The sequence below is a fragment of the Bacillus sp. AP8 genome (genome assembly GCF_000321185.1).
Taxonomy (GTDB): Bacteria; Bacillota; Bacilli; order Bacillales; family DSM-1321; genus Bacillus_AD; species Bacillus_AD massilioanorexius.
In genome coordinates this window covers 38,723-58,660 of the sequence record NZ_CAPG01000033.1, presented here as the reverse complement: position 1 = coordinate 58,660, position 19,938 = coordinate 38,723, and the positions used below count along the sequence as shown (strand labels likewise).

Below are 19,938 nucleotides of genomic sequence, written 5' to 3'. Positions count from 1 at the left end.
TATGTGAGATTTTTATTCAGAAAATTCGAATTATTCCCAAAAAGATATGGATTTTTACCGTATATATTTCTTGTCTATATTTTCTTTCCTTTGTATTATATATCGTTTGAACATGGCTTGAAACTTATTATGGGATATTTTTTAATCCTCATTTTTCTTCTTTCTTATCGTCAACTATATTTTGTTACAGGATCTAGAATTTATGACGTTTGGTTGTTTGTGCAAATTACTCTGATATTTATACTCTCAGTCTTTTATAATAGCTATCATATTTTTTTAGGATTCTTTCCAGGAAATTTTATTAGCTGGTATAAAGATTGGAAAAGAGTTGCGCTGGGCATCGCTTATTTGGCTTTTAGTATTATTTGCCCAGTATTCATCCGTTACGATGCTTTCCAAGATGATCTCTTATTTTTAGTACCGTTCATCATTATCATGTTAATTTCTCCATTAGGATTTCGATCAATGAATAGTAAGATGGAATTACAAAGACAACTTAAAGAAGCAAATGAACAAATTAACGAGTTAATAAAACGTGAGGAACGATTAAGAATTGCACGTGATTTACATGATACACTTGGCCATACATTATCCTTAATTACCTTAAAAAGTCAGCTAGTTGAAAAATTAATTCAAAAGGATAGTGAAAGAGCGAGGCTTGAAGTAAGAGAAATTGAAAAAACCTCAAGAGCAGCCTTATCTCAAGTACGAGAACTCATTTCAGATATGCGGATGATTTCTGTTCGAGAGGTATTGAATGAAGTTCAATCTATATTAAGTGCAGCTAATATTAGTTATCATTTTATAGGGGATACACATCTTCAACACGTGTCCCTACTAACGCAAAATATTTTGAGTATGTGTATAAAGGAATCAGTCACTAATATTGTGAAGCACAGCCATGCTACAAAGTGTTCCATACAAATGGAGCAGCTGATTGGTGAGGTCAAAATTATCGTTTCGGATAATGGTAAAGGCTTCAGCAATCCATTTGTAATGGGTAATGGCTTACTGGGGATGGAAGAACGTCTTCAAATGATTGATGGTACATGGTCTATTGGTAATAACAATGGAACAAGTGTTACTATTTCGATCCCAGTTATATTACAAGAGGGGAAGATAGTCTATGATAATCAAAATTGTAATAGCAGAGGATCAAAAAATGCTTCGAGGAGCACTTTCTTCTCTTCTTGATTTAGAGAATGATTTACAAGTTGTTGGCCAAGCAGCCAATGGAATCCAAGCGATTAAGTTAATAGAACAGTTACATCCTGATATTTGTTTAGTAGATATTGAAATGCCAATTATGAATGGACTAGAAGTTGCCGAAGAATTAAAAAGAATAGGTTCGGCGTGTAAAGTAATCATTCTGACAACTTTTGCTCGTCCTGGATATTTTGAACGTGCTGTAAAGGCAGATGTTTATGGATATCTATTAAAGGATGGTTCTAGTGATGAGCTAGCAGAATATATTCGCCAGGCTGTAGAAGGGAAAAGACAGTATGCATCTGAATTAATAATTGGATCAATGAAGAAGGATAATCCATTAACAGAAAGAGAACAAGAAATATTGCTGATGGTTTCAAAAGGCAAAACAACGAAGGAAATATCTCTGATATTGTATTTATCGAATGGAACAGTAAGAAATTATATTTCAGAAATAATCAGTAAGCTTGGTGCGAAAAATCGTATTGAAGCCATTTCAATTGCAGAAGAAAAAGGTTGGATATAATATTTTACTATAAGTATATAGAAAAAAGGGCCATGCTCCTTCAATTAAAAGTTAGAGGATAAATGAAAACATCCAACAAGTAAAGATTCACTTTATCATATCTTAATAATTATGGTAAAATGACAATGTTGAAAAATGAAACTACGATATGTTACAGATTTAAGGAGAGAATATCATAATGGAAAAAGTTCTTGTTTTTGGTCATAAAAATCCTGATACAGATACAATTTGCTCAGCAATTGCATATGCACAATTAAAGCAACAAATTGGAGTTCAAGCAGAAGCTGTAAGATTAGGTGATGTGAATGCGGAAACTCAATACGCACTTGATTATTTTAAGGTAGAAGCGCCAAGATTAATTGAAACAGCTGCAAATGAAACAAATGCAGTCATTTTAGTCGATCATAATGAGCGTCAACAAAGTGTGAGCGATATAGATCAAGTAAAAGTTTTGGAAGTAATTGACCATCACCGTATTGCAAACTTTGAAACAAGTGATCCTTTATATTATCGTGCTGAACCAGTTGGATGCACAGCTACGATTCTTTTGAAAATATATAAAGAAAAAGGAATCCAAGTATCAAAAGAAGCGGCAGGTTTAATGCTATCTGCCATTATTTCTGATTCTTTATTGTTTAAATCACCTACTTGTACAGATGAAGATGTTGCGGCAGCAAAAGAGCTTGCTGAAATTGCGGGAGTAGATGCTGAAGTATATGGTTTAGAAATGTTAAAAGCAGGAGCTAATTTATCAGATAAAACAAGTGCAGAACTGATTTCAATTGATTCTAAAGAATTTCCAATGGGTAATTACAAAGTAGAGGTTGCACAAGTAAATGCCATTGATGTGAATGAAGTATTGTCTAATCAAGAAGATTTAGAAAAAGCAATCCATGCTGTTATTGATGCTAAAAACTTAGATTTATTCTTACTTGCTGTTACAGATATATTAAATAGTAACAGTAAGGTTTTAGCTGTTGGAAAAGAAGCAGCAGCCGTTGAGGAAGCTTATAATGTTAAACTTGAAAATGGCACAGCTCTTTTAGAAGGTGTTGTTTCTCGTAAGAAACAAATTGTTCCAGTATTAACAGACATTTTTGTAGCTAAAAACTAAAAAAGCAGCTCAAGTAAATGAGGTCCATCAGACTGTAGACAAACACGAATAGATTCGAGTTTGTTTACAGTCTTTTTTCTTTTTGTAAGATAGAAAGATAAATACGACCGTTGATTTCCGCTCCGAGCGGACGCTATCCATGGGCTGGACCATAGCCACTTCATTAGCTGCTCTCAGTCCAGAATCTCGATTTTCTCTCTTTTACTACAAGTTGCCTTTTTGAAGCAGCTCAAGTAAATAGAAGCTGCTTTTTTATAGAACAACTGTTGTTTTTAAAAAAGCTTGGTGAATAAAATGAGCACAAAACGGTGGATAGGGGAGTGGGGTACAAGACTGTTGTAGAATCAAAATGTAACTGCAACTAATTTACACTTTTTGTTCCTAGTCATTACAGTAGGCAAAAATAACATATAGAAAAATACTCGACTCAAATCACTAAGATTACGTTCATTATTAGTATTACATTCTTTTTTTACATGAAATCCATCCACGATTATGATATTTTAAAAGTAAGGAAGATTTTTATGGATACAATGAACTAAAAGGTAGGCTGTTTTCAGAAAGAATTTTGTTTTTAAATAAATTTTTTGAATATGCAATCAGCATAAAAAAAGGTTGGTTGATTGGAGTGTACAATGTAAGACTTCCAGAACCAAATTCAACCTACATTCACTACTATATATTAAAAACAAAGTATGTGAATACGCCATAAGGAAAGACAACAGTATCTCTCAATGGAGTTGAACACGATGAAAATAACATGGAACGAAGAAGCGAAAAAAAGATTAGATGCATTGATTGATGGTAAAGAGGGCTATGTAAAGCTTATTTATGATAGTGAAGATTGTGGTTGTGGAGATGATGAAATTACAACACTATGGTACATAGGAGAACCAGAGGGAAATGAAGAATGGATAGAATCGAATATTGGTAAAATGCTTGTTGATCGTGATAAAACGGTCTATTTAGAAGATGAAATGGAGATCGCTTGGGTTAAAGATTACAATTGTTTTCGTTTAAAGAATTCAAATGGCATCATTAATCCTTTTATGAAATTCTACAATTGGATTAAGTAGGCAATCTCATTAAAACCTGTGACGTAGCCCAATAGTTTCATGATGATGTTGCATATACATAACATGAACTATGAAAATGGGAGGCATGAGAATGAATGCTCAGTTAGTGTCATATGATTCCTATTACCCAACAGGATTTTATGAAGATATGAGAATTCGTCCAGAGTTTGGAGGTAGACCAGGTTGGGAATGGGATCAGTCTAGGTGGGGATTTGGCGGCTTTGGCTTACCATTCCTAGGTGGTCTTGCTATAGGGACGTTATTGGCTGGTCCTCTTGGAGCGTACGGTGGATATCCTTACCCATATTCCTATCCGTATTATTATGGTACCCCATATGTTTATTAAACAGCTAGATTTATTCGCTTTATAAATAATAGGGAATTCTTATTAATATTTAGTTTGATTGAAGTGTACTAGGTGTATTACCACAGGCAACACTGTGCGCCGAGGATGCTCACAGCCTGTCTAAAGGAAAGTGAGTATCCTCGGCACATAGAATTCATGCTATATTCGAGCACATATTAAGAGTAGGTAGCAAAGTTTGCTTAAAAGTCTATTTTAAAGAAATATTTTGAGGCGTGAAATTTAGCATGTAAAAGCTGTTTTTCTAATTGTTATATTGATATAATAATAGCGGATAGATATTATTTTAAAACAATTTATTTGATTTTTTTATATTTATTCCTTGATACATAGCAAAGGTAGGAGTAAAATAACTTTTATCATATTTTTCTGATAATTAAAATATAATATTGTTTAGTAAGTAAAGGAGCTATAAATATGAGTGAGAAAAGTATTGAAATTATTTTAAGTAATAACAAAAAACAAAAACCAAAAGATGAAACATTGCAATTTGGTAAGGTATTTACAGATCATATGTTTGTAATGGATTATACTGAAGGTCAAGGATGGCATGACGCTAAAATTGTTCCTTATCAACCGCTAACATTAGATCCTGCATGTATGGTGTTCCATTATGGGCAAACAGTATTTGAAGGAATGAAGGCATATAGAACAAAAGAAGACAAAATAGTTCTTTTCAGACCTGAGAAAAACTTTGAACGTTTGAATTTATCGAATGAACGTTTATGTATTGCTCAATTAGATGTTGAACAAGCTATGAATGGATTAAAAAAATTAATCGAAATTGATAAAGATTGGGTTCCTCATTCTCAAGGGACATCACTATATATTCGTCCATTCATCATTGCAACTGAACCATTTTTAGGTGTAAATCCTTCAAGTAGATATAAATTTATAATCATTATGTCACCAGTTGGTGCATACTACAAAGAAGGAATTAACCCTGTAAAAATTGCTGTTGAAAATGATTATGTACGTGCAGTAAAAGGTGGTACAGGTACAGCTAAAACAGGTGGTAACTATTCTGCTAGCTTGAAAGCTCAAGAAATGGCAAGTGCGAATGGCTGTTCACAAGTTTTATGGCTTGATGGTGTTGAAAGAAAATACATTGAAGAAGTTGGAGCAATGAACGTATTCTTCAAAATTAATGGAGAAATTGTAACACCTATGCTTAACGGTAGTATCTTACACGGTATAACTCGTGCCTCTATTATTGAATTATTAAAACATTGGAATCTCCCAGTTAACGAACGTCGCGTTTCAATAGCTGAAATTTTTGAGGCTAGTGAAAAAGGACAGTTAGAAGAAGCTTGGGGAACTGGTACTGCGGCAGTTATTTCTCCAATTGGTGGGTTAGTTTGGGGAGATAAATCGATTGAAATCAATGACAACAAAACAGGCGAATTATCGCAAAAATTATATGATACATTAACAGGTATTCAAAACTGTGAAATCGAAGATCCATTTGGTTGGGTACAAGAAGTAGTTGTGAATGCTTCGGCAAATGCATAATGAATAAAAAGAAGCGATCTTATGTTTAGGTAAGATCGCTTCTTTATTTATTTGCACATTCAGTTGAAGCTAGTATAAAAAATAATTCAACATAAAGTGAAGGTGATGCCCCAAAATATGATGGAAAATCACTTTGGGGCATCACCTTTGTTTATTTATGAAATAGTTGATGTAGCTGAAGCTTGTTCTTTGAAATATCGTCAAGAGTATATTCATCTAATACTTTTAAAAAGGCAAACAATGCTTGATTTAATACACCTTTAAGAGTGCAAATGGACGTAATCGGGCATCCACTATGATCGCTAGAGAAACATTCTACAATATTGAAGTCCTCCTCGGTTTCTCTTACTAGTTTTCCGATATTAATATCTTCTGGTTTCATTGCTAATCGAATACCACCATTTCGACCTCTAATTGTTTCGATATAGCCTAGCTTACCAAGATTATAAATGATTTTCATCAGATGATTTTTAGATATATGATAGGCATCAGCAATATCTTGGATGGTACTTAATTCGTTATTATGGATATTTAAATACAGTAATACTCTTATAGAGTAGTCAGTATAACTTGTTAATTTCATGTCAAATATTCCTCACTAAAAAAAGCAATTATTTATTTTAATAGTAACATACGATTCGAAAATTGGACACATTTGATAATAAAGATGTATTTTAAATATTGCTTTTAGAAATATGGTTTCTTATAATAAAGATGTATTTAGAATACTTGTTTAGGGAAGAGGAGAAGTTATGCTATCACAAAAAACAATTGATATCGTGAAATCAACAGTACCAGTACTAGAAGTACACGGAAATGAAATTACTAAAGCGTTTTATAAAAACATGTTTGAAACACATCCACAATTACTTAACATTTTTAATCAAGCGAACCAACAAAAAGGTAGACAGCAAACAGCATTAGCAAATACAGTTTATGCAGCAGCGCAGTACATCGATCAATTGGAGGTACTACTTCCAGCTGTTAAACAAATTGCACATAAACATAGAAGTCTAGTAGTTAAACCGGAGCATTACCCGATTGTTGGGGAACATTTATTAAAGGCCATCAAGGAAGTTTTAGGTGATGCTGCTACTGATGAAATTATCGATGCTTGGGGTGAAGCATACGGTGTTATTGCAGATGTATTTATCTCTGTTGAACAAGAAATGTACGACCAAGCTGGAAGTGAGGCAGGTTGGGCAGAATATAAAACTTTTAATGTAGTTAAAAAAGTAAAAGAAAGTGATAATATTACATCATTTTATTTAAAAGCAGCTGATGGAACGAAAACGCCGAATTTTGCTCCAGGACAATACATTACAGTTCGTGTGAACATACCTGGTGAAGAGTACCTACTCAATAGACAATATAGTTTAACAAGTAAGCCAGGAGATGAATATTTCCGAATTTCAGTAAAAAGAGAACGGCTAGAAGGTTTACCTGATGGAAAAGTATCAAATTACTTGCATGATCACCTAAATGAAGGGGATACAATTGAAGTAACGGCACCTGCTGGTGACTTTACGATCGATGTGAATGATTCAAAACCAGTCTATTTTATTGCTGGAGGTGTTGGAATCACACCATTCATGAGCATGCTTCAAGCAACTGCAAGCTCAAATCCAGAGAGAAAGGTATCGGTCCTTCACGCAATGAAGAATCCTTCTCTACAACCGTTTGCAAATGAATTAATGGAAATGAAAAAGACTTTAGCGAATCTAGAAACATCTTATTTCTTTGATGAGGTAGATACAGAGAATACACCTACATTCTCTTACAAAATGGGTAGAATTCAATTACAAGATGTGAATGAATTAAATCAAGAAGGCGTTTTCTATGTGTGTGGTCCAGTACCATTTATGAAATCAATGGTAAATGAACTAACTCAACTTGGAATTGCAAGTGAGCAAATTCATTATGAATTCTTTGGACCTGCAATGAATATAGAACAATAAGATAAAAATGCTTCCTAAAAATTTTTGAAAGCAACTGATTATTGATAAAAGGTATGGAAAGGAAATCCTCTCCATACCTTTTGTCATTTTTACCAGAGAAAAAATACAATCTAAATTCCGCTTCTATTTCTTATAAATGTGAAACTTTACAAAATATACAAATTTCCTATAAATTAAAGATATTGAGATTTACATCTAGATATTATAGATATTAAACTAGGAGTGAAGTGCAATGGGGATTGAGTATAAAAAAATAAAAAAAAGAAAATTGTATGAAGAAGTATCTGAAGCACTTCATAATATGATAAAAAGTGGGGAATTGAAACCTGGAGATAAGTTAGACTCTGTACAACAGCTTGCAGAGAATTTTCAAGTTGGCAGGTCCGCTATTAGAGAAGCCTTAAGTGCCTTAAGAGCGATGGGCTTAGTAGAAATGAGGCAGGGGGAAGGAACTTATATTAAACAATTTGATGTTGACGATTTGGATTTTTCTATCTCGCCTGCTATTTTAATGAATCATAATGATGTCATTCATTTGCTTGAGGTTCGTAAGATTATTGAAATTGGAGTAGTCGGAGTAGCTGCCCGTAATAGAAGTGAAGTAGATATAGAATACTTACAATCTATATTAAATGAAATGAAAGAGGTTTTTGAGAAGGAAGAGGAGCAAGAGAGGTTAGATATTTTATTCCATTTAGGGATTGCTAGAGCGACTCGTAATCCAATGCTTTATAAGCTTATGGAGAATGTGTCGGCAATGATGGAAGTCAATATGAAAGAAACAAGGAAAATTTGGCTGTATTCGCAAGAAAGAAAGGTAGAACAAATCTATCAAGACCATTTAGCGATCTTAGATGCTATTGTCCAAAAGAATGACAAATTAGCAGAATTAACAATGTGGAATCATATTACTGTCGTTGAGAAAAACCTAGCCTTATATAATGAAAATAAAAAATGATCAAAACGCTGTATGTATGTAGTATTTTTAGATAATTTAGATTTATTCAAAAAAATAGTTAATTTAACATGTAATATAGCTTATAATTAGGTAAGGTCATCAGATGACCTTACCTAAAATCATATAGGGGGATAAAAAAATGAAAGTTAGTCTATTTGCCACTTGTTTAGTAGACATGTTCAATGCTAATGCTGGAAAGGCAACTGTAGAGCTATTGGAACGATTAGGCTGTGAAGTAGACTTTCCGGCAGCTCAAATTTGTTGTGGACAACCGGCTTATAATAGTGGTTATGTAAAAGAATCTAAAGAAGCTATGAAAAAAATGATACAGGCATTCGAACATGCTGAATATGTCGTCTCTCCCTCAGGCTCATGCGCTACGATGTTTAAAGAGTATCCTCATATTTTTCAGGATGATGTCAAATGGAAGAGTAAAGCAGAAGAACTGGCTAATAAAACATATGAGTTAACGCAGTTTATTGTAGATGTATTAAAAATAGAAGATGTAGGAGCACGTTTTGAAGGCAAAGTTACATATCATACATCCTGCCATATGACGAGATTATTGGGTGTTAAAGATGCACCAATCACGTTATTAAATAATGTGAAAGGCTTGGAATATACTTCATTACCAAATAAACAAAACTGTTGTGGTTTTGGTGGCACATTCTCAGTGAAAATGGGTCAAATTTCTGAACAAATGGTAGATGAAAAGGTTCAATGCATAGAAGAAACGGAATCAGAATATATCATTGGTGCTGATCCAGGATGCTTAATGAATATTGGTGGAAGAATTGAACGTAAAGGAAAACCAATAAAAGTTCTACATATTGCCGAAGTGCTTAATAGTCGATGAATAGTATAGAAAAAGAAAGAATATGGATAGGAGTTGAAGCAAAGTGGCAATGAGAATCGGTACGGACAATTTTGGAGATCGAATTGAAAAAGGATTGTCTAATACGTTTATGAGACAGGCAGTTTCAAGTGCGCAACAACGATTACATAGTTCGAGAAATACAGCCGTTGATGAATTAGGCAATTGGGAAGATTGGCGTAATCATGGTGAAGAAATAAGACAGCATGTTCTTGAAAATTTGGATTTCTATTTATATCAATTAACTGAAAATGTTTCAAATTTAGGTGGTCATGTATTCTTTGCAGAAACTGCTGAAGAAGCGAGCCAATATATTAAAGAAGTAGCAATTAAGAAAAACGCCAAAAAGATTGTTAAATCAAAATCGATGGTTACGGAAGAAATTAATTTAAATGATGTTTTAGAGGAAATAGGCTGTGATGTGGTAGAAACGGATTTAGGTGAGTATATCTTACAAATTGATGATCATGATCGACCTTCACATATCGTCGCACCTTCTTTACATAAAAATAAAGAGCAGGTAAGAGAAGTATTTGCTGAAAAAATCGGTTATACAAAATCATCGGATGCAAGTGAGCTGACTAATCATGTGCGTGAAGTGCTAAGACCTGATTTTTTGACGGCTGATATTGGAGTTACTGGATGTAATTTTGCTATCGCAGAAACTGGATCAGTAAGTCTAGTAACGAATGAGGGGAATGGTAGATTAGCTACAACTATACCGAAAACACAAATCACTGTAATGGGAATGGAACGAATCGTCCCTACATTTGAAGAGTTTGAAGTATTGGTTGGAATGTTAACAAGAAGTGCTGTCGGTCAAAAATTATCAAGTTACGTATCTATTACTACCGGTCCTAGAAAGCCTGGTGAAGTAGATGGTCCTGAAGAATTTCATTTAGTTATTGTTGATAACGGACGTTCGAAAATTTTAGGTACTGAATTCCAATCGGTTCTGCAATGTATTCGTTGTGCAGCATGCGTCAATGTATGTCCAGTATATCGTCATATAGGTGGCCATTCTTATGGATCTATCTATTCTGGACCAATTGGTGCCGTTCTCACTCCTTTACTTGGAGGATATGATGAATATAAGGAATTACCTTACGCATCTACTTTATGTGCAGCCTGTACAGATGCTTGTCCTGTTAAAATACCATTACATGAATTGTTACATAAGCATCGTCAAAATATCGTGGAGAGGGAAGGTAAAGCGCCTATTTCTGAGAAATTAGCTATGAAGGCTTTCGGGTTAGGTGCAGCATCTCCAATGCTTTATAAGATTGGTTCCAAAATTGCTCCATCTGCGATGAGTCCATTTACAGACAATGATAAAATATCCAATGGACCTGGGCCACTGAAAGCCTGGACAGAAATTCGTGATTTTCCTGCTCCAAATAAAGAAAGATTCCGTGATTGGTTTGCGAATCGTGAGAAAGGTGGTCAATCATAATGGCAGGTACCATTCAAAACCGTGAAAAATTTCTAAATAACATTGCTAGTAATCTTGGTAGAAAACCAAGATTGTCAGGAGTGGAGCGTCCATCATATAAATTTCAGCCTCAGCATGAAGTGTTGAAAGATAAAACGACTGATGAATTGTTAGAAATCATGAAGGAACATTGCACGAAAATTCATACTGATTATTATCAAACGAATTCAGAAAATTTAGTTCATACATTAAAGGCAGCGATTGATTACTTTGGTGGAGGTCCCATCACTATTACTAAAGACGAGCGCTTTGAAGAATTTGGTATTGCGGATTTGTTAAAAAAGGAGCTGCCAAATGAAGGTCATCCTCTTCATGAGTGGAATCCTGATGGGGATGTAGATAATATGGCATTAGCTGAAAAATCTAATGTTGGGATAACTTTTAGTGAATTAACTTTAGCTGAGTCAGCAACAGTATTATTGTTGAGTAGTAAAGAAAAGGGAAGAGCTGTCAGTTTATTACCGAAAACGTATATTGCCATTATTCCTAAGAGTACGATAGTTCCAAGAATAACGCAGGCCGCTAAATACCTCCGTGACTCAGTACAAAGAGGAGAGTTAGTTCCATCAAGTATAAATTTTGTATCGGGTCCTAGTTATTCTGCTGATATTGAGATGATTCTTGTTGTAGGTGTTCATGGACCTGTGAAGGCAGCCTATATTGTTGTAGAAGATAAATAAGTAAAGCACTACTTTCTTGGTAGTACCAATGAGTATCAAAATTATGTTGGTTTATAAACTAGATGGGTTAAGGAGCTAGAGTGAAGGGTTAACATAAAATGATGATTAAAAAACGAAGGATGTTTTCAAAAGTTTGATTAAAAAACCTGGATGAAAGCGTCTGTCTGTCTCGCAGTAAACGAGCATTCTGAAGCAAAATTCAACCTATATCTATATTGTTCATGTGTCATCAAAGTTTGCTAAAACAACAAATAGAAAAAAGAGTCCATTCAAAAAATTTGAATGGACTCTTTTTTTCTATTTATCCTAAGTATGCTTGGAGCATCCAGATATGTTTTTCTAGAGTTGCTTTAATGCCTAAGAAAAGATCTGCTGTTTCTTCATCTTTTGCTTCTTCTGCTACTTCCAATAATTGTTCAATATCTTTAGTTAAAGTAGTGAAGTCTTGAAGAATGATTTTTACCATATCATCAGCACTTTCGCCACCATTAGCTTCTTTGATAGTAGCAACTTCTAAAGTTTCTTTTAATGTTGCTACAGGTTGTCCACCAATTGTAAGTAAACGTTCTGCGATTTCATCAATGTATGTAGCTGTTTCTGTATAGAATTCTTCAAATTTAACATGTAAGGTAAAGAAGTTCGCTCCTTTAACATACCAATGATAATTGTGTAGTTTTGTGTACAAAACTGTCCAGTTTGTTAGTTGTTGATTCATTAATGGGTGTAATTTGCTCATATAAACTCCTCCTATAATTTGATAGTTGTGAATTATGTAACATAATAATATTACCATATTGTCGAGCAATCTAATATTATCTTGCATGTTTTCATTGGAAGTTATGTCTAAATTGTTAAAAAAGCATAATGATTCTTCTATGGTCTTAAAAAGAAAAGTAAAGATCTTTCAGAACCTAAATTATACGTTTGAGAAAATGATATTGTGGTATATCAATATCGTATAGCAATATTATTCGATAAGGAGCTGAATATTAATGGGAAGATTAGAGAATAAAGTAGCTATCATTACTGGTGCTGGTGGTGGACAAGGAAAAGATGAAGCCATTTTATTTGCTCAAGAAGGAGCAAAGGTTGTTGTTACTGATGTCCAAGCTGAAAAAGTACAAGATGTAGTTGAAGAAATAAAAGCAAACGGTGGCCATGCAATTGGTTTCTATCATGATGTTTCCTCTGAAGAAAATTGGAAATCAGTCGTAAAAGAAGCAGTTAGTCAATTTGGAAAAATAGATATCCTTGTTAATAATGCAGGTATTACGATAAATAAATCACTACATGAAACATCAGTAGCAGAATGGAATAAAGTAATGGATATTAATTTAACAGGTGCATTTCTCGGAATGAAATATGTCTTACCTATAATGATGGAAAATGAAAGTGGAAGCATCGTTAATATTTCTTCTATTGCAGGTTTAACAGGTGGAAGTGGTGCAAGTCCATACACTGCATCAAAAGGTGCATTGCGCTTATTAACAAAAGCTGTAGCCATTGACTATGCAAAACATAATATTCGCTGCAATTCCGTACATCCAGGGTATATTGAAACACCAATGACTAAAGATATGTTTACAAATGAACATATGATGAATTGGTTTAAAGCGAATACGCCATTGCCACGATTAGGTAAACCAAGAGATATAGCGAATGGTGTCCTATTCTTAGCTTCTGATGAATCATCTTTTATCACAGGAATAGAATTACCTATTGAAGGTGGCTATTCAGCTGTTTGATATGTAATGATGTTATGAGGTTATTGATTATGATCTGTGTTGAATATGGCTATCATCCGTTTTTAGTTCTACCAATTTTCTTCTGAATTAAAAAAGGATTTTATATAGCTTACTTCTTCCGTAGGAGACTCAGAGATTTATGATTTATATTTCTTGTTTTACACATCGACACAGTGATCCAAAATAAGTGATGATAAAAAAAGAAAGCCGAGTCATATGGTTTATATAATGATTCAGCTTTCTTTATTTTTATGGTCGTTTTCTAAAATAATGTTGTTTTCAAATCGAGACTCTTCCATGAGCAGTGGGAGATGTGAGATCTCCACAAAGTAATTTATGCCGAGCTCACTGCCTACCTTGTGGGGAAAAAAGTCTCCTATTAGCAGCTGAATTAAACTCAGCCAATATTCACTTGTTCAAAGGAACGAAGTATACGAAAACAGCCATTGTGATGTTGGTAGATCTTATTGTGTCTTTTGGTATTCTTTTTCTGTACCATCCGCAAATTTTATTTCTAGGTCAAACTTTTTAAAGTCTGATTTTAAGTTGAAGGATTTTAAAACTTCATCAATTACTTCATCAACCGATGTGTTTTGATCAAACTTAAATTGTTGAAAACGACTTTGCATTTCAGCAAAGGCTTCATCGCCTCTAATTTTACGATTATTTAACTCATCTTCGAGTTTTGCCTCCATACCATCAGATTCGTTTTCATATTCAACTTCAAATGATTTAAAGTTTGCATAATCAACATCTAAATCGAAAGAGGTAAAAGGGATATTTGTTTGATTTTGATTGGATTGATCTGTTGAATCATTCGTATCTGTTGTATCGGTTGCATCCGTTCCATTATTATTTTCAGCGGGTGCATTATTTGGTGGATTTGTTACTTTATCTTTGTCGTCATCATTGCCACAAGCGGCTAATAATAGTAGAGAGCTACATATTATTAATACTCTTAAAGTCTTCATGTAAAATTCCTCCGTATCTAAATGGTAATTAACATACGCTAAAATTATTTCCCATTTTTAACTTGTATAAACCTTTGCTAAATATTTAATTATATTTACGTAGTTTGTCACTTTTTTATAGTAAGTTTGATAATAATTGGCATTCTACACTTTTTTGGAAAGTAAAACGGAATGATCGAAAAAAGCCAAATAGTGAAGAAAGGTTCATATTAGATGAGGTAGAGTCTATATGTAGTGTATAGGTTTTTGGGAATGATTTAAGTATTTTTTAAAAAAGAGAAAAATAAATGAATAAAAATAGTGAACGATTTGCGCATGGGAATCGTATTATAGGTAGTTCAACAAAAAGGAGGCACATAATGAATGGAAATATTGATATAGAGGATGAAGAACATCTTATAGGTAGAGCACAATCTGGCGATGAAGAGGCATTTGTTGAACTTTTTCAAATTCATTATTCTTTTCTTTATAAGTACATTATCAAAATGACATTCGATCCGCTAATAGCTGAAGAAATATTGCAAGAAACCATGTTGAAATGTTACTTACACATTCAAAAATATGATGGTTCGAGTAAATTGACAAGCTGGATGATTACAATTGCAACAAGGATCTATATCGATTATTTGAGAAAAAAGAAAAGAGAGAGATGGTTATTTAAAAAGACGAAAGAAAATTATTCTGATGTTTTACGTTGGCAAATGCAGCACAATGGCTATGAATACGATGAATTGATGGAGATTATTCAGAAGTTGGATGCGAATCATCGGATTTCTTTATTATTAAAGCATTATTATGGATTTACCTATGAAGAGATAGCCGAAATGTTAGGGATAAAAGAGGGTACGGTTAAATCTAGAGTTCATAAAAGTATATTACTTGTAAGAAAGGAGTTGCAAGTGAATGAAAAATGAAGAAGAAAAATTAATAAAGCACGCATTCAAGAAAGTGGATGAGTTGTACGATGTTACCCCACCAAATCATGCGACACTTTCCGTTTTATTAAAGGACAAAAAAGAAGAATACAAAAAATCGCAAAAAAGAGAACTAATGGCATTTATGATTATCGCTTTTGGAATCATCCTTTTATTAACAACTTTATTAATGAAGGCAACGGTTATTTATTTTGTAATTCAAGTGTTAGGTATATGTCTTGCTCTAATATATACGTATTTCGAAAGAAAAAATCGCCATAAAGAGGATCAATGTGTATGAGTGTAAATGTTTTAGATTTACCATTTCCTATTCAGGTTATATTTTGGATTGTTTTAACGTCCGTATTATTGACTCAAAGCACAATCATTTTTCTTTCTGCAAAAAAAAGAGGAAAAAATGCATGGTTTTGGGGATTTATTGGCTTATTAAATATTCCATCAAGCGCGATTCTGTATTATTTTTGTGTTGTGTATCCAGATAAAAAAAGGGAGAGGGAATAGATGGATAAAACGTTGTTGTTACAAATACTAGTACCTATTATCATTCTACAACTTATATTAATGGTTACGGCTCTTGTTAGTCTTATTAAACAGGAAGAGACTAGAGGTCCTAAATGGTTATGGACAATCATTATTCTTTTCGTTAATTTAATAGGTCCTGTAGTCTACTTTATATTTGGTAGAAAGGATAGATAATATGAATATCATTGTGAAAAACATTACAAAAAGTTTTCAAAATAGAAAGGTTTTACAAGATGTAAGCTTTCAAATCAAAAAAGGAAGATGTGTTGCTTTAATTGGTCCTAATGGTGCTGGGAAAACAACTCTTTTGAAAATACTTGTCGGTTTATTAGACAGTGATCAAGGTGAGGTATCTTTTCATAGAACAAATAATTGGAAAAAAGAAATTGGCTTTCTTCCTCAAATCCCAAGTTTCTATAATTGGATGACTGCTAAAGAGTTTTTAATGTTTATGGGGAAAGTATCTCAAATAAACAAATCACAATTAAAAATAAAGGTGGAAGAGGTATTAGACTCTACAGGACTTACTGAAGCTAGCAATAGAAAAATTCAAGGTTTTTCTGGAGGAATGAAACAAAGACTTGGTCTTGCTCAAGCCTTGTTACATGAACCTTCATTACTCTTTCTAGATGAACCAGTATCTGCGCTTGATCCTGTTGGTAGACGAGATGTTATGAATATTTTGTCAGGATTAAAGGGGAAAACAACCATTGTTTATTCTACACATGTTTTACACGATGCAGAGGAAATTAGTGATGACGTCTTGTTTATGAAAGAAGGTTCCATTATTGCACAAGGAACATTAGATCAATTGCTCTCCCAAACCACAAAGACTTATACGTTAAAAATATCAAATGATTTTCCAAGTGATTTCAATACATGTAATTTTATTAAAAATGTCAATATGCTAGATGCTAAGACGGCTAATTTAACCCTACAGAATGAGAAAAGTAAGGAAGAGCTTCTACAATGGTGTCTGAATCATCATCTTGATATTATCCAATTTCAAAAAGAGAAGCTGACATTGGAGAGTGTGTTTATGGAGGTGGTAAAGAAATGAAGATATTTTCAGTGTTGTTACAAAAAGAATTAGTTGGAATATGGAGAAGTAAAAAGCTTATTTATGTACCTATTGTTTTTATGCTATACATGGTGATGCAACCAATTACTAATTATTATATGGAAGATATATTGAAAATGGGTGGAGGATTACCTGATGGAGCGATATTTTCTATGCCTGAATTAACAAGCGGAGAAGTGATGGGAGCTGTTTTGTCACAACTAAATACAATGGGTGTTTTACTTATTATCATAACAGTTATGGGAGCTATTAATGATGAAAGAAAAAACGGTTCATTAAGCTTATTGCTTGTTCGCCCAGTTTCTTTGTTCTCATTGATTGCTAGTAAACTAGTTTCTAACAGTTTATTATTGGTATTTTCGTTTATTTGTGGCTATTTATTGTCCTTATATTACACAATTATTTTATACGATGTTGTTTCATGGAATTTAGTATTAGCAAGTTTACTTCTCTATTGCTTATATATCATTTTTATTGTTTCGTGTGTAGTTTGTACAAGTGCATTATTAACTAGTAACGGAGCAATTGCTATTGTTAATGTTTTCGTTTTAGGAGTGCTATCTATTGGAAGCGGATGGTTTGTAGATGCCCTGAAGTATAGTCCGACACATTTAAGTAGCTATGCAGTTTCAATAGTTAGTGGTGAAAGGAATATCGAAGGCTTATGGGGGTGTGTAATAGTAACAATCATAGTCATGCTTTTATTACACTTTGTTTCAGCAATGGCTGTTAAAAAAATAAATAACTAAAATAAAAAGCCTGTAAAATGGCTTTTTATTTTAGGTGATATTGATTAAAAATTCTAAAAATTCAGTTGAATACCCATATTTCTTATGATAGAATAACTTTAATCTCAAATGAAGTTCAAACTTCATATATAAATAAAAAAAGTATAAAATTCATATTTGTAGAGAGGAAGGATGTTTATTGGATTTTCAGACGAAAGTAAAAGAGATATTCGCTACCCTTTCTACTGGTCAAAAGAAAGTGGCTAAATACTTATTGGATCATCCACATGAGTTTGCTATTCATTCGGCTCAAGAAATTGGCGAAGTTGTAGGAGTGAGTGAGACAACAATTATTCGTTTTTGCTATTCTTTACAACTAAAAGGGTTTAGTGAATTACAAAAAATAGTTCGAAATCAGATTTTTGTTGAAAAAAGTAGTTTAAATGAATATTATTCTTCTAAAAAGCAAGTGATGAATGAACCGAACTTTTTGGAAAGTGTTATGAAACAAGATATGACAAATATAAAAAAGACAATCGAAAACCTTTCGAAAGAGGATTTTTTACATGTAGTGAAAAGATTATCTGAAGCGGATTACATATTAATTTCTGGTTTACGCTCATCTTTTGCTGCTGCTCATTGGCTAGGATTTACATTAAGTATTGTCCGAGATGATATACATGTCTATCGACCTGATATAGATGATGTTTTTCTTCAATTGAATAAAATGTCTGAAAATTCTATCTTTATAGCGTTGTCTTTTCATCGGTATATGAAGGAAACGATAAAGCTTACAAAAATGGCAAAAGAAGCAGGAGCGTTTGTGATAGGAATTACAGACTCTGAGCTAGCACCAATAGCTGATTTTTCAGATGTCTTATTGCCGATATCTAAATCAAGAGTGTCTACTATTGATACTGCTCCGGTCTTATTTTCCTTATTAAATGCTTTGGTGGCTGGTGTTTCCCTTTATGATGAGAAAGCATTTAAAGAGCGCAAGGCGAAATATGATTCTTTTAATGAAGATGAATTTTTCTACAAATAATGAGGTGAATAATAATGGATATTACATCAGTCATACAACAATTAAAGCCAAGAATTTATGAGATATATCATCATTTACACGCTAATCCTGAAATAAGCTGGAAAGAAGTGAATACGACAGCTTTTATTTTAAATATTTTACAAGAAAATGATTGTAAAATTACAACATTTTCAGATTGTACAGGAGTTGTTGCCGAAATAGGAGAAGGAAACCATACAGTTGCTTTACGATCGGATATAGATGCCTTATGGCAGGAAGTTAATGGTGTCTATCAAGCCAATCATTCTTGTGGGCATGATGGTCATATGACGTTGGCACTTGGTGTTTTACTTGTGTTAAAGGAATTGAATTATAAACCTGATGGCAGATTGAAGTTTATTTTTCAACCTGCTGAAGAAAAAGGTACAGGGGCTTTGAAGATGCTTGAAAAACATGTGCTCGATGATGTTGATTATTTGTACGGAGTGCATCTTCGCCCCATTGAGGAAGTGAAGGATGGACAAGCTGCTCCCGCTATCGTACATGGTGCGGCTCAGTTTATAAAAGGTGAAATCATTGGAACGGATGCTCACGGCGCTCGTCCTCACCAAGGACAAAATGCAATTGAAATTGGCGCTTCATTCGTGACTATGTTGAATGCTATCCATTTAAATCCTTCTGTCCCATATTCAGTTAAAATGACACAGTTTTCTGCTGGTGGTGAGAGTAGCAATATTATTCCTGGAAAGGCGTCATTTAGCTTAGACTTACGTGCGCAAACGAACGATGTTATGAAACAATTAAACGAGCATGTGAAACGAATAGCAAATGCGTTAGAATTAGCAAATAATGTCGAGATCAAACTAGAAAAAGGAGCTAACGTGGCAGCTGCTATTGTAGATCAGGCTGCTCTGAATATTATGGCAGAAGCGATTGAGCAAACGTTAGGGAAAGAAAACCTAGTTCGACCAGTGATAACAACTGGTGGAGAGGATTTTCATTTTTATACATTGAAAAATTCACATGTAAAAGCAACCATGCTTGGTTTAGGATGTGGTTTAACTCCTGGGCTTCACCATCCAAACATGTCTTTTAATATAGAAGCTTTACTTTCAGGAATAGAAATTTTAACAAAGGCTATCATGCTAACATTTTCAAAACAGAAATAGAGA

The 19,938-nt window shown here is 33.5% G+C and carries 23 protein-coding genes; 20 read left to right on the top strand and 3 right to left on the bottom strand.

Annotation, left to right across the window (positions count from 1 at the left end):
• Positions 1–3: 3 nt before the first annotated feature.
• The 6 genes from BN349_RS08040 to BN349_RS08015 all read left to right on the top strand — a co-directional run bounded on the left by BN349_RS08040 (position 4) and on the right by BN349_RS08015 (position 5,798).
• On the top strand, positions 4–1,194 hold the full coding sequence (locus tag BN349_RS08040; RefSeq protein ID WP_019241776.1) for a sensor histidine kinase: 1,191 nt from the start codon (positions 4–6) through the stop codon (positions 1,192–1,194).
• On the top strand, positions 1,130–1,732 hold the full coding sequence (locus BN349_RS08035; protein ID WP_026089234.1) for a response regulator transcription factor: 603 nt from the start codon (positions 1,130–1,132) through the stop codon (positions 1,730–1,732). The genes BN349_RS08040 and BN349_RS08035 overlap by 65 nt, the downstream gene beginning before the upstream one ends.
• Before the next feature lie 178 nt (positions 1,733–1,910).
• Positions 1,911–2,846 (top strand): manganese-dependent inorganic pyrophosphatase, encoded by a 936-nt coding sequence (locus tag BN349_RS08030; RefSeq protein WP_019241774.1) that lies wholly within the window; start codon positions 1,911–1,913, stop codon positions 2,844–2,846.
• A gap of 749 nt (positions 2,847–3,595) precedes the next feature.
• Positions 3,596–3,922, top strand: a complete 327-nt coding sequence (locus BN349_RS08025; RefSeq protein WP_019241773.1) for an iron-sulfur cluster biosynthesis family protein — start codon at positions 3,596–3,598, stop codon at positions 3,920–3,922.
• 91 nt (positions 3,923–4,013) lie between these two features.
• Complete coding sequence (locus BN349_RS08020) at positions 4,014–4,268, top strand: hypothetical protein (protein ID WP_019241772.1); 255 nt, start codon at positions 4,014–4,016, stop codon at positions 4,266–4,268.
• A gap of 435 nt (positions 4,269–4,703) precedes the next feature.
• Positions 4,704–5,798 carry a branched-chain amino acid aminotransferase gene (locus BN349_RS08015; protein ID WP_019241771.1) on the top strand — a complete coding sequence of 365 codons (1,095 nt, stop codon included), beginning with the start codon at positions 4,704–4,706 and terminating at the stop codon, positions 5,796–5,798.
• A 151-nt stretch (positions 5,799–5,949) separates the two neighbouring features.
• Here the strand turns inward: BN349_RS08015 and BN349_RS08010 are convergent, their stop codons facing one another.
• Positions 5,950–6,381, bottom strand: a complete 432-nt coding sequence (locus BN349_RS08010; RefSeq protein WP_019241770.1) for an RrF2 family transcriptional regulator — start codon at positions 6,379–6,381, stop codon at positions 5,950–5,952.
• 169 nt (positions 6,382–6,550) lie between these two features.
• On the opposite strand from BN349_RS08010, the gene hmpA reads away from it, so the two are divergent.
• The 5 genes from hmpA to BN349_RS07985 all read left to right on the top strand — a co-directional run bounded on the left by hmpA (position 6,551) and on the right by BN349_RS07985 (position 11,760).
• The gene (hmpA, locus tag BN349_RS08005) at positions 6,551–7,756 is read left to right on the top strand and encodes an NO-inducible flavohemoprotein (RefSeq protein WP_019241769.1); all 1,206 of its coding nucleotides are present in this window, start codon (positions 6,551–6,553) and stop codon (positions 7,754–7,756) included.
• Positions 7,757–7,988: 232 nt separating this feature from the next.
• The gene (locus BN349_RS08000; protein ID WP_019241768.1) at positions 7,989–8,714 is read left to right on the top strand and encodes a FadR/GntR family transcriptional regulator; all 726 of its coding nucleotides are present in this window, start codon (positions 7,989–7,991) and stop codon (positions 8,712–8,714) included.
• Between the two features lie 139 nt (positions 8,715–8,853).
• Complete coding sequence (locus tag BN349_RS07995; protein ID WP_019241767.1) at positions 8,854–9,570, top strand: (Fe-S)-binding protein; 717 nt, start codon at positions 8,854–8,856, stop codon at positions 9,568–9,570.
• Between the two features lie 43 nt (positions 9,571–9,613).
• Positions 9,614–11,041, top strand: coding sequence for a LutB/LldF family L-lactate oxidation iron-sulfur protein (locus BN349_RS07990; RefSeq protein ID WP_019241766.1), 1,428 nt, complete (start codon positions 9,614–9,616; stop codon positions 11,039–11,041).
• Positions 11,038–11,760: a LutC/YkgG family protein gene (locus tag BN349_RS07985; protein WP_222860254.1), complete on the top strand. Its 723-nt coding sequence runs from the start codon at positions 11,038–11,040 to the stop codon at positions 11,758–11,760. Before BN349_RS07990 ends, BN349_RS07985 begins: the two co-directional genes overlap by 4 nt.
• A gap of 301 nt (positions 11,761–12,061) precedes the next feature.
• On the opposite strand, the gene BN349_RS07980 is transcribed toward BN349_RS07985, so the two are convergent.
• Positions 12,062–12,496, bottom strand: a complete 435-nt coding sequence (locus BN349_RS07980) for a Dps family protein (RefSeq protein ID WP_019241764.1) — start codon at positions 12,494–12,496, stop codon at positions 12,062–12,064.
• Between the two features lie 256 nt (positions 12,497–12,752).
• On the opposite strand from BN349_RS07980, the gene BN349_RS07975 reads away from it, so the two are divergent.
• Positions 12,753–13,505: an SDR family NAD(P)-dependent oxidoreductase gene (locus BN349_RS07975; RefSeq protein WP_019241763.1), complete on the top strand. Its 753-nt coding sequence runs from the start codon at positions 12,753–12,755 to the stop codon at positions 13,503–13,505.
• Between the two features lie 464 nt (positions 13,506–13,969).
• On the opposite strand, the gene BN349_RS07970 is transcribed toward BN349_RS07975, so the two are convergent.
• On the bottom strand, positions 13,970–14,476 hold the full coding sequence (locus BN349_RS07970; RefSeq protein WP_019241762.1) for a YusW family protein: 507 nt from the start codon (positions 14,474–14,476) through the stop codon (positions 13,970–13,972).
• Positions 14,477–14,835: 359 nt separating this feature from the next.
• On the opposite strand from BN349_RS07970, the gene sigY reads away from it, so the two are divergent.
• The 8 genes from sigY (at position 14,836) to BN349_RS07930 (ending at position 19,935) form a co-directional block, all read left to right on the top strand.
• Positions 14,836–15,390, top strand: coding sequence for an RNA polymerase sigma factor SigY (gene sigY, locus BN349_RS07965; protein WP_019241761.1), 555 nt, complete (start codon positions 14,836–14,838; stop codon positions 15,388–15,390).
• Positions 15,380–15,691 (top strand): DUF5345 family protein, encoded by a 312-nt coding sequence (locus BN349_RS07960; protein WP_019241760.1) that lies wholly within the window; start codon positions 15,380–15,382, stop codon positions 15,689–15,691. Before sigY ends, BN349_RS07960 begins: the two co-directional genes overlap by 11 nt.
• Complete coding sequence (locus BN349_RS07955) at positions 15,688–15,912, top strand: hypothetical protein (RefSeq protein ID WP_019241759.1); 225 nt, start codon at positions 15,688–15,690, stop codon at positions 15,910–15,912. Before BN349_RS07960 ends, BN349_RS07955 begins: the two co-directional genes overlap by 4 nt.
• Positions 15,913–16,107 (top strand): PLD nuclease N-terminal domain-containing protein, encoded by a 195-nt coding sequence (locus BN349_RS07950; RefSeq protein ID WP_019241758.1) that lies wholly within the window; start codon positions 15,913–15,915, stop codon positions 16,105–16,107.
• Position 16,108: 1 nt separating this feature from the next.
• On the top strand, positions 16,109–16,993 hold the full coding sequence (locus BN349_RS07945) for an ABC transporter ATP-binding protein (RefSeq protein WP_019241757.1): 885 nt from the start codon (positions 16,109–16,111) through the stop codon (positions 16,991–16,993).
• A complete protein-coding gene (locus BN349_RS07940) occupies positions 16,990–17,763 on the top strand; it encodes an ABC transporter permease (protein ID WP_019241756.1) in 774 nt (257 codons plus the stop codon). Before BN349_RS07945 ends, BN349_RS07940 begins: the two co-directional genes overlap by 4 nt.
• A 178-nt stretch (positions 17,764–17,941) precedes the next feature.
• Positions 17,942–18,787, top strand: coding sequence for a MurR/RpiR family transcriptional regulator (locus tag BN349_RS07935; protein WP_019241755.1), 846 nt, complete (start codon positions 17,942–17,944; stop codon positions 18,785–18,787).
• Between the two features lie 14 nt (positions 18,788–18,801).
• Entirely contained in the window at positions 18,802–19,935 is a 1,134-nt protein-coding gene (locus tag BN349_RS07930; RefSeq protein WP_019241754.1) for a M20 peptidase aminoacylase family protein, read from the top strand.
• Positions 19,936–19,938: the final 3 nt, after the last annotated feature.